Below are 13,137 nucleotides of genomic sequence, written 5' to 3'. Positions count from 1 at the left end.
AAAATAATAAAAGTCCTGCGGTTGGTAGGACTTTTATTATACTGGCATACACCTAATGATCGGCACTCACCGCTCCAGATTCTGCTAGTAGCGTCAAAATCTCATCGGTTTTGGTTGTTAGGAGCGTTGAGTCGCCTTTGGTTTCAATATTAAGGCGAATGAGTGGCTCGGTATTGGACGAACGCAGGTTGAATCGCCAATGACCAAAATCTAGACTCAAACCATCTAGGGTGTTTTTGGTGGGGTGAAATTCTTTGTATGTTTGTTCAAGTTTGGCACAAATGTCATCTGCGGTCAAAGCACCCAAGCGAAAGTTTAGCTCTCCTGAACTTGGAAAATCGGCAATGTAGCCGTTGACCAACTCTGATAATGTTTTACCTGTTACCGATAAAAGCTCAATGACAAGTAGCCAGACAATCATGCCACTATCGCAATAGGCAAAATCACGGAAATAATGGTGGGCGGACATTTCGCCACCATAAATCGCCCCTGTTTCACGCATGACTTGCTTGATGAATGAATGCCCTGATTTGCTGATGGCAGGTATGCCACCATTGTTGACGATGATGTTTTGGGTGTTATAAATCACACGAGGGTCATAGACGATGGATTGACCTTGATGTTTTTTTAAAAAGACCTCGGCCAACATACCTACGATGTATGAGCCTTCAATAAATCTGCCTTGTTCATCAAACAAAAAACATCTGTCAAAATCCCCATCAAACGCCACACCAAAGTCTGCCTTGTGAGCGATGACCGCCTGTGAAGTGACTTGTTGGTTGGCGGTAATCATGGGATTTGGAATGCCATTGGGAAATGAACCATCTGGGGTGTGGTGTATTTTGATGAGCTCAATTTTATCGCCAAGACGCTGTTCAAGCTCATCAACCACAGGACCTGCTGACCCATTACCGCTATTGACTACGATTTTTTTTGGGCTAAATTTGGCGGTGTTGGTGAAGCTCATGAGCTTGTCAATATAGGCGGTTTTGTTGGTAATTAGGCTAACTTTGCCTTTGGTGGCGTGTAAAAACTCACCGTTTTCGGCGATGGTACGAATGTCTGTCAGACCTGTGTCAGCACTGATGGGGCGAGAGTTTTCACGCACCATTTTTAGACCGTTGTAATTGATGGGGTTGTGGCTTGCGGTTACTTCAACACCACCGATGGCGTTGTAGTGGCTGGTGGCAAAATAAACTTCTTCGGTGCCTGTCATGCCCAAGTCAATGACATTAACACCTGCATCTGTAATGCCGTCAATGACAGATTGTTTTAGGCATTCGCTAGAGGGGCGAATGTCTGAACCAACCACGATGGTGGGGTTGTCTTTGCCATTGTTTAAATACTGGGCAAAAGCACGCCCAATGCGATAAGCAATGGTGCTATCTAAATTAACATCAAGCTCGCCACGCACATCATATGCTTTAAAGCAGGAGATGGAGATGGGGGCAAAAGTGGTCATAGGTTATCCTGATTATCAATAAAAATAAGTTTAATTTTACCATGTTTTTACCAACAAAAATGATGGGTTGTTAAAATTCTAAAATAGAATAACTCTTAACTTTTTTTGCCTATAAATTTTAAGAAAAGTTTGTTATGATGATTATGCTATTATATATCGGAGACCTATCATGAATATCGCTAAGAACATCACAGATCTCATTGGCAACACGCCTTTGGTGGCGTTAAACCGCCTAACTGAAGGTCTGCCTGCTCGTGTGGTTGCTAAACTAGAGTATTTCAACCCAGCAAGCTCGGTTAAAGACCGCATCGCCATCTCTATGATTAATGAAGCTGAAAAAGATGGCTTGATTGACAAAAATACCAAAATTGTAGAAGCCACGAGTGGTAATACAGGCATCGGGCTTGCCATGGTGTGTGCTTCTAAGGGTTATCAGCTTGTCATCACCATGCCAGAGAGCATGAGCTTAGAACGCCGTGCTTTGCTTCGTGCATACGGAGCAGAGCTGGTGCTAACCCCTGCATCAGAGGGTATGGGTGGGGCGATTGCTAAGGCAAATGAGCTGGCAAGCCAAGACGGCTATTTTATGCCACGCCAGTTTGATAACTTAGCCAACCCCAAGATTCACCGTGAGACAACCGCCGAAGAAATCTGGAATGATACGGACGGACAGGTGGATATTGTGGTGGCAGGTATCGGCACAGGTGGCACGATTACAGGCGTGGGCGAGGTATTAAAGTCCAAAAAACCAAGCGTGCAAATCATCGCAGTAGAGCCATCTGATTCACCCGTATTTAGTGGCGGCGAAAAAGGACCTCATAAATTACAAGGTTTGGCTCCTGGTTTTGTACCAAGTATTTTAAACACCAAAATTTATGATGAGGTCATCACGGTTACGGCAGACTCTGCTTTTGCCACAGCTCGCCAGATGGCAGAAAAAGAAGGGATTTTGGTGGGTATTAGTGCAGGAGCAGCCGTTTGGTCAGCACTACAAGTGGCAAGTCGTCCTGAAAATGCAGGCAAAATGATTGTGGTGGTGATACCTTCATCAGGCGAGCGGTACTTATCCACGGCGTTGTTTGCTGATTTGGCTCAATAGTATCTCTTTTATCAAACCCCATGATGTGCTATCATGGGGTTTATTTTTGGATGGTGTCATGACTCCTACGCCCAATTTTACTGACCTTGTCGCTCTCATGAAACGCCTTCGTGCCGATTGCCCTTGGGACGCTAAACAAACCAACCAATCTTTGCAAAAATACGCCCTAGAAGAAGTCTTTGAACTCATAGAGGCAATTAGCAATGATGACCAAAGCCCATCTGCCACAGATGATATTAAAGGTGAGCTTGGCGATGTGTTGTTGCAGGTCATCTTTCATGCTCATCTATATGCTGAAGCAGGAAGATTTGATATGGGTGATGTCATTCATGCCTTGCAAGAAAAGCTGATACGCAGGCACCCCCATGTCTTTGACAAAGAAAACCTACAAACAGATGAAGATGTCAAACGCCGTTGGAACGAGATTAAAGCTGCCGAAAATAAAAATCGTCCAAAACGGTTGCTATCAGAGGTAAGGGCAGGTACGGCACTGATGACAGCCCAAAATTTACAAAAATCATCTGCTAAGGTGGGGTTTGATTGGGAAAATCTGGGTGGTGTATTGGGTAAATTGCAAGAGGAACTAGGCGAGTTACAAGCCGAATTGCCCACGCCTGATTTTGCTTATAAGACCGATAAGCTCAATGACACCCAAAAAGACAAGATTGCAGGCGAGCTTGGCGATGTGTTATTTGTGCTGACCAATCTGGCTCGTCATCTAGATATTGACGCTGAAATGGCGTTGCAAGATGCTAATAGTAAATTTAACGCCGATTTGCCTATGTTGAGCAGTCGTTGATGGCACAAGGCAAAACGCTAGCAGAAAGCGACTTGGCTGAGATGGATAACTATTGGAACATGGCAAAGGCTGATGAAAAGCGGTGATGGTATGTGTGCACGATTGAACATCTTACTTGTCATGGGCGTGATTGCTACGGTTTTTCTTTCACCTACCGCCACCGCCAAAGAACAATGCTATCTTGATGCCATCAGTGCCTATGAGCAACTCATTAAAAAACCACGCACTAAGCCCATCAACATTAACACCGCCACTGCCAGCGACTTTGCTAGCCTGCAAGGGGTGGGTGTTGCCACTGCCGAACGCATCATCAAGTACCGCACACAGATAAGACGGTTTGAGCGGGTAGATGATTTGATGCAGGTAAAGGGTATTGGGCAAGCGATTTTGGATAAAAACAGGCACCGATTGAGTGTTTTGGATTGATCAGATGGGTGTTTGGGCAGTATTTTTGGATAAAAAAGAGGCGGTTGTCGCTTTTTTTGTCAATAACAGTTAAAATAGATGGTTTTATCATAAAAAATATTTTATAACCATCAAGGAGAAGTTAAGCATGGCGTATCAGCCAGCGAACTTTGGTAGATCCAATAAGTCAAGCCGAAGCAGAAAAACCAAGAAAACACAAAAAATGGTTGTGCATCATGATAAAGCACTTGGTCTGAGCAAGTCGGCTTTGCCACACAGCATTATTGAGGTGGCCAGTACCTTGACTAAGGCGGGCTTTGAGGCGTATATCGTGGGGGGCGGTGTGCGTGATAGTCTTTTGGGGCTTGTGCCGAAGGATTTTGATGCAGTAACGAATGCTCGTCCGCATGAGATTAAGGCAGTTTTTGGCGGTCGTTGTCGTATCATTGGTAAGCGTTTTCAGCTTGCCCATGTTTATTCTGGGCGTGAAATGATAGAAGTGGCGACTTTTCGTGCACCGCCTAAGGACGACACACATACCACCGAAGACGGCATGATTACTCGTGATAATGTCTGGGGGACGATAGAGCAGGACTTTGCTCGTCGTGATTTTTCTGTTAATGCTTTATATTATCAGCCAATCAAAGGCGAAGTGCTTGATTTTTGTGGGGCAACTGCTGATATTAAAAGCGGTGTATTAAGGCTTCTAGGCGATGCTAAAGTGCGAATAGAAGAAGACCCTGTGCGTCTGCTTCGTGCCTTGCGATTTAAGGCGAAATTGAGCTTTGAATTTGATGATGAGTTGGTACGGCAGTTTCATGAGACTAACTGGTCGCTACTTGAGCAGGTGTCTGCTCATCGCTTATATGATGAGACGGTCAAAATGTTTGTGGGGGGTTATCTGACCCCACTGTTGCCACTGCTTTTTCAACATGGTGCGATGAGTAGCTTGATGACCTATGCACCAAAACAGCCGACACCATTGATGATGGCTATTGCAAATAATACCGATAAGCGTGTTAATATGGGCAAAGGGGTAAATCCTGCGTTTTTTTATGCGGCACTTTTGTGGGAAAATTATTTGCATCAGCTTGCCAAACTTAAGAAAAAAGGCTTGCCTTTTTATGAAGCACAGCAAAAATCTGCTGCCAAGGTCATTGACGCTCAGCGTCTAAAAACCGCCATTCCAAAATTTGCTGAAGAATTTATCACAAGTATTTGGCTAATGCAGCCCAAACTTACCAATCCTCGTGTGCGTGATATTGCTACTCTTGAGCGTCACGCCAAGTTCCGTGCGGCGTTTGATTTTTTGGTTGTAAGAGAGGCGTATGATAAGCATGAACTGTCCGAGTCGACCAATGGTATGGGTAAGTGGTGGCAGGCTTATCAAGATGCAGATGCTATCCAAAAAGCACAGATGATTGAGGCTTTTGCCAATGGTGGTAGCACTGCAGGCACCCCATCACGCCGCCGCCGTCAAAGAAGTGGCATGAATGATGAGCTGTTACAATTACAGCAGTTATCAGCATCTGAGTATGATGAAACTGATCAGACGCAAGTTCGCAAGCCACTCTTTGTCGCCAAAAACCTTGATGAGTTTTTACCAAAAGACCAAAAAGCCACGCCTCGCCTGCGTGAGGTGATTGTGCCGACTTTTGAGCAGGTGAATTATACGCAAGCAGAATTTTTAAAACTACTCAATAATGATGAGCCATACATTCCTGCTCGCCGCTACCGTAAGCGTCAGCCATCATCGCTATTATCCATCAAAGATAAGCTACTTGGATTGACTGAGTCAGATGTCAGTGGTCAGCCTGTGAAGTCTGCCAAACCAAAATCCAAGCAGACACAACAGCCCAAAAAAGCCAATGCTAACGACAAAACCACCAAATCCAAAAAACGCAAAAAACCCAACGCCAAACCACGATTGCAGGACTAATGGGTGCAATCATGACGGAGATGGTACGGATTTATTTGGGGCTTGGTGGCAACATTGCTAATGAATTGGGCGACCCGACCAGCCACATTTTGGCGGTGCGTGATGCCCTGCTGACCGATGAGCGTTTTTGTGATGTCAGGTTGTCATCGTTGTATTCATCAAAGGCTTATGGCGTTACCGACCAGCCTGATTTTGTTAATGCGGTGTTGTCTGCTAAGACTACGCTTGCCCCACTTGAGCTACTTGATGTTTGTCAAGCTCTAGAAAATAGTGCAGGGCGAGTACGGCTAAGACGCTGGGGTGAACGCTCGCTTGATGTAGATGTCTTGCTGTATGGCGATGAGATAATTCATAATGAACGCTTAATTGTGCCACATAAAGAGATTTTGCTAAGAAATTTTGTGGTTATTCCACTGCTTGAGTTGGACCCTAGCCTTGTGATTGGTGATATCAAAATTGCCGAACTGCCCATCGCTTCTTGTCATGACGGATTGATAAAACAAGAAAAATAATATGACCTACTTAGCCGAAAAACCAACAGTTCCTACTACCTTATCCACCCTAACCAAATTTAAAAAAACTGGCGAAAAGTTTAGTTGCTTGACCTGCTATGATGCGTCTTTTGCCCATCTGATGGAACTTGCTAAGATTGATGCGATTTTGGTTGGTGATAGCTTGGGTATGGTGGTGCAAGGACAGGCCTCTACTTTGCCTGTTACGGTGGCAGATATGGTCTATCATACCGCCAATGTCGCACGAGCCAATCAGCATGCCTTGATTTTGACTGATTTGCCATTCATGAGCTATGCCACGATTCATGATGCGATTGTCAGCAGTCGTGCGGTGATGCAGGCGGGGGCGAATGTTGTCAAGATTGAAGGTGGTAGTGAGCTTGCACCCATTGTTGAGATTCTTGCCAAAAACGGTGTGCCAACCTGCGTGCATTTAGGATTGACACCACAGTCGGTTAATGTCTTTGGCGGATATAAGGTACAAGGCAAGACAGATGAGCAAGCGGATAGACTTATTAAAGATTGTGAGATTTTAGTCAATGCAGGGGCGAGCATCATTTTGCTTGAATGTGTGCCTGCAAGCCTTGCTACAATCGTTACTCAGCAGTTTGCCGTGCCTGTTATCGGTATTGGGGCAGGTGCAGGTACAGATGGTCAGGTGCTTGTGATGCACGATATGTTGGGCGTGCATACTCGCAAGCCTGCTAGATTTGTTAAAGACTTCTTAAAGGATGATGGCAATACGACAGGCGATATTTTAGGAGCGTTTGTTAATTATCATCGGTCGGTCAAGGACGGTTCATTCCCTAGTGTAGAACACAGTTTTTAAGTCAAAGTTTGATGAATATGAAAATTCTTAACACCATTGCAGACCTGCAAGCTCAACTGACGGCACATCGCCATCAAAAAATCGCCCTTGTCCCCACAATGGGTAATCTGCACGCAGGGCATATTCAGCTTGTCAAAACCGCCAAACAATACGCTGATATTGTTGTGGTGAGTATTTTTGTTAATCCTACGCAGTTTGGCGTAGGCGAAGATTTTGACAGCTATCCACGAACGCTAGATGAAGATTGTCAAAAATTACAAAACGCTGAAGCTAACTTCGTTTTTGCACCCAGTGTGGCAGAGATGTATCCGACTTATCCGCCGAATGTACAGGTATTAAGCTGTGAGATAACCAAAGTTTTATGCGGTAAAAGTCGTCCTACGCATTTTGATGGGGTGGGGTTGGTGGTTTCAAAGCTTTTTAATATTGTGCGTCCTGATGTGGCGGTCTTTGGCAAAAAAGACTATCAACAGCTTGCCATCATTCGCCAGTTAAATGATGAATTAAATTTTGGCATTGATGTCGTTGGGGTGGATGTTGTGCGTGCTAATGACGGCTTGGCGTTGTCGTCAAGAAACGGCTATTTATCTGATGACCAAAGAAAAATTGCCCCAGTCATTCAGCAAACCTTGCAAAAAATTAAAAGCGACATTCAAAAGGCAGATTTTGCTGACTATGCCAATATCATTCAAAAGTACAATGATGAATTGACAGCCCTAAATCTAAAAGTTGATTATTTAGAGCTTTTAAATGATCGGCTACAACCGATTAGCCCTGACGATAAAAATTTGGTTGTATTGGCAGCTGTCTTTGTGGGGCGTGCAAGGCTTTTGGATAATTTGGAGATGGTCTTGTCATAAAGCAGATGACTACGGTAAGGAATTTTGTATGACAGATACACAAATCATCATCGTCTCAGGGCGATCAGGCTCTGGCAAAACCTCGATACTCAATATCTTAGAAGATTTTGGTTTTTATGTCATTGATAATCTGTTGTTGTCATTGGTTGGTCAAGCGGTGGATGATTTGATTGGCAACGACATGAAAAAAGTTGCACTTGGCATTGATGTGCGTGCACCGAAAGCGGATTTATCTAATTTTCCTGCGGTTTATGCCACTTTGATGAGTAAATATGGCGATGCGGTTAAGGTGTTGTATGCCACCACCCAAGAGAGCGTACTGGTGGCTCGTTTTGGAGCGACTCGCCGTGTGCATCCGCTCATGCCAACTGTCAATAGCCTGCCTAACGCACTGGCCAAAGAGATAGAGTTATTACAGCCTGTCGCTAACCTTGCAGATATTAAGATAGATACCAGTATGCTTAATATCCACGAGCTAAAAGAAAAGGTAAGAGACCACATCGGCGTGGATAATGTCGTGGTGGTCAATCTGCTGTCTTTTGGCTTTAAAAATGGTGCACCTATTGACGCTGATTTTATCTTTGATGTGCGTATCTTGCCCAATCCATATTGGCAAGAGCGTCTTCGGGTGCGGACAGGTCGTGATGATGAAGTTAAGGCATTTTTTGCTGGTTATCCAGAAGTGGATGACATGGCACATGACATCGCAGACTTTTTGGAAAAATGGTTGCCTAGCTTCTTAAATAATAACCGCTATATTGTTACTATTGGCATCGGTTGCACAGGTGGTAAACATCGCTCGGTGTATATCAATGAGATGGTGGGTGAGCTGTTAAGGCTTAGATTGCCTGCCAATATGCCAGTCATCGTCAAGCACCGTGAAAAACGCCACTGGTGAATTTATTCAGTTAATCAAAAAGAGAATATCCATGAACATCGACTGGTCAAAACAAGACATGCGAGTATCTCGCACCGAGATTAAAAAAGCTCATGAGCGTCTACAAGCTCTATGCGAGCCACTTGCCAATTTATCCAAAAAACAGTTAGACAATCTGCCTGTCAGTGAGTATTTTTTGGAAGAATTAAAGCACCTTATCCAAATCAATAGTGTTGCCGCCAAAAACCGTCAAATCAAGCGAGTGGGTAAACTCATCATTGAAGAAGATCGTCATGTGCTGACGCAGGCTTTATTTGAGATGTTGTTTACGCCTGAGCAACGCACCAAGATTGAAGCGTGGTTCTCTCGCTTACAGCTACACGATGATGGTGCGATGAAGCAGTTTGTTAAGCAGTTTAAAAAGGCAGAATACAACAGTGTCTATCAGTTGTTATTGTGGATAGCATACGCCAAGCATTTAGGTGATGATGAACTATTGTTGGAGAGTGAAGCAGATTTTACAAGCTATGTCAAAGAAGTGGCAATCTTATCAATGTGATGAATGTCCATGCATCATCGCCCATGCCAATGTAATCAAGCGAATAAATGCACTAGACTAAAGTAATAAAGCCGAATGTCAAACACTCGGCTTTATTACTTTAGTCCTTCGGCGATCTTGTCCTTTGCGTTTACTCCATGTTACAGCATCTATCCTTAGTTGGTAGCTCCGTTTACCTTATCCTTCGCTGTGTGCATAGTATCTCAAAATCAGCCATGTTTTGCTATTGGTAAATGTCGTCAATGAGTGTAAGCGATTGCCGACAAAAAAGCCTGCATGAGAATGCAGGCTTGGTTTTTGAAGGGATTTGTATGAGTTATTGTTTTTCATTACGCACTTTATTAATAAGAAAATCAACAACTTGTGTTACTTTTTCATCTGTACCAGGTACGACATATTTACCATGTACTACGACCGCAGGCACGCCTGTCAACTGGTAGCGAGTTGCCCCTTGTTTGGCACGCTCAATCTTAGTGCTTACGGAAAATGAGTTGTAGAAGCTGTTAAATTTGCTTTTGTCGGCACCTTGTGAAGCATACCAGTTCGCTAAATTTTCTTGATTAGAGATGATGTTTCTTTTGCCATCTTTATGCACAGCGTCAAATAGTGCTTGATGGGTTTTGTTTTCAAGCCCCATCTGCTGAGCAGCATAAAAACCACGAGCAGGCACTTCCCAGACAGGATTCATGGCGGCAGGGGTGCGGAAAAATGCCACATCTTTGGCACGAGTTTTTGCCCATTTTTGCATATGTGGTTCTAGGGCGTAACAATGGGGGCAACCATACCAAAAGAACTCACGAACAACGATGATGTCCCCTGCAATGTTTTCAGGGTTGGCGACTTTTTGATAGTCTTTGCCTTCAACAAAATCGGCAGCAAATGCCTGACCTGCTAAGGCGATGGCAGTTACCAGTAGAGAGAACTTTGGGATGTATTTCATTGGAAATCCTTATAAAACGGCATTGGGCAAGAAACTTTCACCCGCTTTTGTTAGCACTCATTGATAAAAATTGTCAAGATTACTCATTTTATCAAATTTGACTCGTCATTGAAATAATGCAAATAAAAATATTGCGATAGTTTACCGCATTTTTGGTAAAAAAGAGTAACAGATTTATTAACACTCTCTTACAGATTGTGGTGATTTTGCATACTCATGCGATTTGATAGACTGTGTTTGGCTGATTGGGGTGATACTTTGGCATTTTTGTGGGTTTTGGTGGTGTTTTGGTGAGCAGGTTAATGGTTGTGGTTTATTGGTGCGTATTGTTAGAGATGTATTGCCAGAAGCGTAAATTTTTGCTTAATTTTGCCTAAGATGATAAGATATTGGCAGTATGCCTAATCTTGGAATAAATATGCACACAGCACAGCAGAATGTTGATTTTGATGAAATTGGTAAATTTACCCGTCTTGCCGATGAATGGTGGGATAGAAATGGGGCATTTAAGTCTTTGCATGACATCAATCCGTTGCGATTAAACTGGATTGAAGATAAGGCACACGAGCAGTATGGCTCACCACTGTTAAACAAAAGCGTACTGGATGTTGGTTGTGGCGGTGGTATTTTGTCGCATTCGATGGCGGTGCGTGGGGCGAAAGTGTTGGGTGTGGATATAGGAGAAGAAAACCTTCATGCTGGCAGGATTCATGCTGAGCGGACTGGCATGGCAGACAGCCTGTCGTTTCGATGTGTGGCGATAGAGGAGCTAGCCAAAGAGCAGGCGGGCGTTTATGATGTGGTTACTTGCATGGAAATGTTGGAGCATGTGCCCAATCCATCTGCCATCATTGAGGTGTGCTTTACTCTATTAAAAGCTGGTGGCGTATTTGTTGCTTCAACCATCAATCGCAACCCCAAATCCTATTTGTTCGCCATTTTGGGGGCGGAGTATGTGTTGAGATTGGTGGATAAGGGTACGCATGATTACCATAAATTCATCACGCCAGCCGAGCTTGATCAAATGGCAATCCGAGCGGGTTTTGACCGCATGGATATGACAGGACTGCATTATAATCCACTAACCAAAAGATTTTGGCTATCTAATGCGAATGTTGATGTTAATTATATGATGGCATTTACCAAAAAGCATGATGGTAAGTAAGCATGACAACAATCAAGGCTGTTTTATTCGACCTAGATGGCACGCTCATTGATACCGCCCCTGATTTTATCCGCATCATCAAGCAGATGTGTCATAAATACGACCACTTACCGCCAACAGATGTTGCCATTCGTGAGCAAGTTTCGGCAGGTGCAAGGGCGATGGTACGCCTGATGTTCGGTGATGAGCTTGCTCAGAGTATGGATACTGATGAGAGATTGCTTGCCTACCGCCAAGAATTCTTAGACCTTTACGAGCAGGATATCTGTGTGGATAGCCGACTCTTTGACGGACTAGATGAGCTATTAACGACCCTTGAGCGTCAAGGTGTGGCTTGGGGCATTGTTACGAATAAACCTAGATATTTAGCCGAGCAATTATTGGCTAAACTTGCCTTAACCGACCGTTGCTGTGTACTGGTCTGCCCTGATGATGTGGTCAATACCAAGCCCGACCCTGAACCGATGTATTTGGCAGTCAGCCTTTTAAATGATAAGTATGACACAAAAATCACTGCTGATCACTGCATTTATGTGGGCGACCATATCCGTGACATACAAGCAGGTCGTTCTGCTAACATGATGACGGTTGCGGTGGAGTTTGGTTATATTGTCCCCAATGAGAACCCACACGAGTGGGGAGCGGATAAAGTGGTGGCAAGCACACATGAACTTGGCGAATTTATTTTGGCTCAGCTTGGTGATGGCTGTTAGGCACTTGTTGATGTGCTTATCAGAACTACGCACTTTTATGCTTTTGTGCCAACTGCTGTTGACGACAAACATGAGCCTAAGACTAAAGCGTAACATGGCAGGCATTAAGATAATAAACTGCTAAGATGACAGTGTTTTAAGGATTGATTAAACAGCCATCGCACTCAATTAAGCATTGATATTGACAATTTTAATCAAAGATACAATCATGACAACACATCACGACATCATTCATTACACACCGACTACCACCTGCCTAAAAGATAAAATCATCTTGGTAACAGGGGCTGGCTCTGGTATTGGTAAGGCGGCTGCTTTAACTTATGCTAAGTGTGGTGCGACCGTACTACTGTTGGGCAAGACACAATCTAAGCTAGAGACGGTCTATGATGAGATAGAAGAGTTGGGGCTTGCCATGCCTGCCATCTTGCCAATGGATCTACAAAATGCAAGTTTTGCTCAGATGAATGAGCTTGCCACTTTAATCCAAAAAGAGTTTGGGCGACTAGATGGGGTGTTGCACAATGCTGCAATTTTGGGGGCATTAACACCGCTTGAAATGTATGACCCCATCACTTTTGAGCAAGTCATGCGTGTAAATACCACCGCTGTCTTTATGCTGACCCAGTCGCTATTTCCTTTACTGATGTCTGCTCCAAGTGGCTCGGTGGTGTTTACTAGCTCTGGTGTGGCGAAGGTGCGACCATTTTGGGGGGCATACGCTTTATCCAAGCAAGCGGTAGAAGGCATGAGCACGATTTTTACCGAAGAGACCAAAAACCACACCGCCCTACGCTTTAATTGCATTAACCCTGGGGCGACTCGCACCAACATGAGAGCTCATGCCTTTCCTGGTGAGGACCCAAATACTTTAAAAACACCTGAGGATATCATGAGTGCTTATGTGTATTTGATGACCGATTCGGCATCTGGTATTAAGGGGCAAGTTATTCATTGCCAACCAAAATAATAAAAGGG

The 13,137-nt window shown here is 44.1% G+C and carries 13 protein-coding genes and 1 pseudogene; 12 read left to right on the top strand and 2 right to left on the bottom strand.

Annotated features, from left to right (window positions below):
• Positions 1-52: 52 nt before the first annotated feature.
• Complete coding sequence (locus L3D27_RS10450; RefSeq protein ID WP_432481148.1) at positions 53-1,462, bottom strand: phosphomannomutase CpsG; 1,410 nt, start codon at positions 1,460-1,462, stop codon at positions 53-55.
• Between the two features lie 169 nt (positions 1,463-1,631).
• Here L3D27_RS10450 and cysK point away from each other — a divergent pair, with 169 nt between their 5' ends.
• The 9 genes and pseudogenes from cysK (at position 1,632) to yjgA (ending at position 9,341) form a co-directional block, all read left to right on the top strand.
• Positions 1,632-2,561, top strand: a complete 930-nt coding sequence (gene cysK, locus L3D27_RS10445; protein ID WP_432481147.1) for a cysteine synthase A — start codon at positions 1,632-1,634, stop codon at positions 2,559-2,561.
• A gap of 58 nt (positions 2,562-2,619) precedes the next feature.
• Positions 2,620-3,446: pseudogene (mazG, locus tag L3D27_RS10440) on the top strand (nucleoside triphosphate pyrophosphohydrolase).
• On the top strand, positions 3,433-3,786 hold the full coding sequence (locus L3D27_RS10435) for a ComEA family DNA-binding protein (protein WP_284673595.1): 354 nt from the start codon (positions 3,433-3,435) through the stop codon (positions 3,784-3,786). Before mazG ends, L3D27_RS10435 begins: the two are co-directional and overlap by 14 nt.
• Positions 3,787-3,988: 202 nt before the next feature.
• Positions 3,989-5,704, top strand: coding sequence for a polynucleotide adenylyltransferase PcnB (gene pcnB / locus L3D27_RS10430; protein WP_432481920.1), 1,716 nt, complete (start codon positions 3,989-3,991; stop codon positions 5,702-5,704).
• A gap of 20 nt (positions 5,705-5,724) precedes the next feature.
• Positions 5,725-6,216 carry a 2-amino-4-hydroxy-6-hydroxymethyldihydropteridine diphosphokinase gene (gene folK / locus L3D27_RS10425; protein ID WP_432481919.1) on the top strand — a complete coding sequence of 164 codons (492 nt, stop codon included), beginning with the start codon at positions 5,725-5,727 and terminating at the stop codon, positions 6,214-6,216.
• 1 nt (position 6,217) lies between these two features.
• Positions 6,218-7,045 (top strand): 3-methyl-2-oxobutanoate hydroxymethyltransferase, encoded by an 828-nt coding sequence (panB, locus tag L3D27_RS10420; protein WP_373628792.1) that lies wholly within the window; start codon positions 6,218-6,220, stop codon positions 7,043-7,045.
• A gap of 17 nt (positions 7,046-7,062) precedes the next feature.
• Positions 7,063-7,905: a pantoate--beta-alanine ligase gene (panC, locus tag L3D27_RS10415; protein WP_432481145.1), complete on the top strand. Its 843-nt coding sequence runs from the start codon at positions 7,063-7,065 to the stop codon at positions 7,903-7,905.
• A gap of 28 nt (positions 7,906-7,933) precedes the next feature.
• A complete protein-coding gene (gene rapZ / locus L3D27_RS10410) occupies positions 7,934-8,803 on the top strand; it encodes an RNase adapter RapZ (RefSeq protein ID WP_432481144.1) in 870 nt (289 codons plus the stop codon).
• Positions 8,804-8,834: 31 nt separating this feature from the next.
• On the top strand, positions 8,835-9,341 hold the full coding sequence (gene yjgA / locus L3D27_RS10405) for a ribosome biogenesis factor YjgA (RefSeq protein WP_432481143.1): 507 nt from the start codon (positions 8,835-8,837) through the stop codon (positions 9,339-9,341).
• Between the two features lie 316 nt (positions 9,342-9,657).
• On the opposite strand, the gene L3D27_RS10400 is transcribed toward yjgA, so the two are convergent.
• Positions 9,658-10,281, bottom strand: coding sequence for a thiol:disulfide interchange protein DsbA/DsbL (locus L3D27_RS10400; protein WP_284673589.1), 624 nt, complete (start codon positions 10,279-10,281; stop codon positions 9,658-9,660).
• A 418-nt stretch (positions 10,282-10,699) separates the two neighbouring features.
• Between L3D27_RS10400 and ubiG the strand changes: the two genes are divergently transcribed.
• The 3 genes from ubiG (at position 10,700) to L3D27_RS10385 (ending at position 13,129) form a co-directional block, all read left to right on the top strand.
• Positions 10,700-11,446 carry a bifunctional 2-polyprenyl-6-hydroxyphenol methylase/3-demethylubiquinol 3-O-methyltransferase UbiG gene (gene ubiG, locus L3D27_RS10395; protein ID WP_432481142.1) on the top strand — a complete coding sequence of 249 codons (747 nt, stop codon included), beginning with the start codon at positions 10,700-10,702 and terminating at the stop codon, positions 11,444-11,446.
• A gap of 2 nt (positions 11,447-11,448) precedes the next feature.
• Positions 11,449-12,159, top strand: a complete 711-nt coding sequence (locus L3D27_RS10390; RefSeq protein WP_284673587.1) for an HAD family hydrolase — start codon at positions 11,449-11,451, stop codon at positions 12,157-12,159.
• A gap of 208 nt (positions 12,160-12,367) precedes the next feature.
• Positions 12,368-13,129 (top strand): YciK family oxidoreductase, encoded by a 762-nt coding sequence (locus L3D27_RS10385; RefSeq protein ID WP_432481141.1) that lies wholly within the window; start codon positions 12,368-12,370, stop codon positions 13,127-13,129.
• Positions 13,130-13,137 lie beyond the last annotated feature (8 nt).

This window comes from Moraxella sp. ZY200743, assembly GCF_050885545.1.
GTDB lineage: Bacteria > Pseudomonadota > Gammaproteobacteria > Pseudomonadales > Moraxellaceae > Moraxella > Moraxella haemolytica.
Note: the sequence above shows the minus strand (reverse complement) of the source record. Positions and strands in the feature narration are given on the sequence as shown.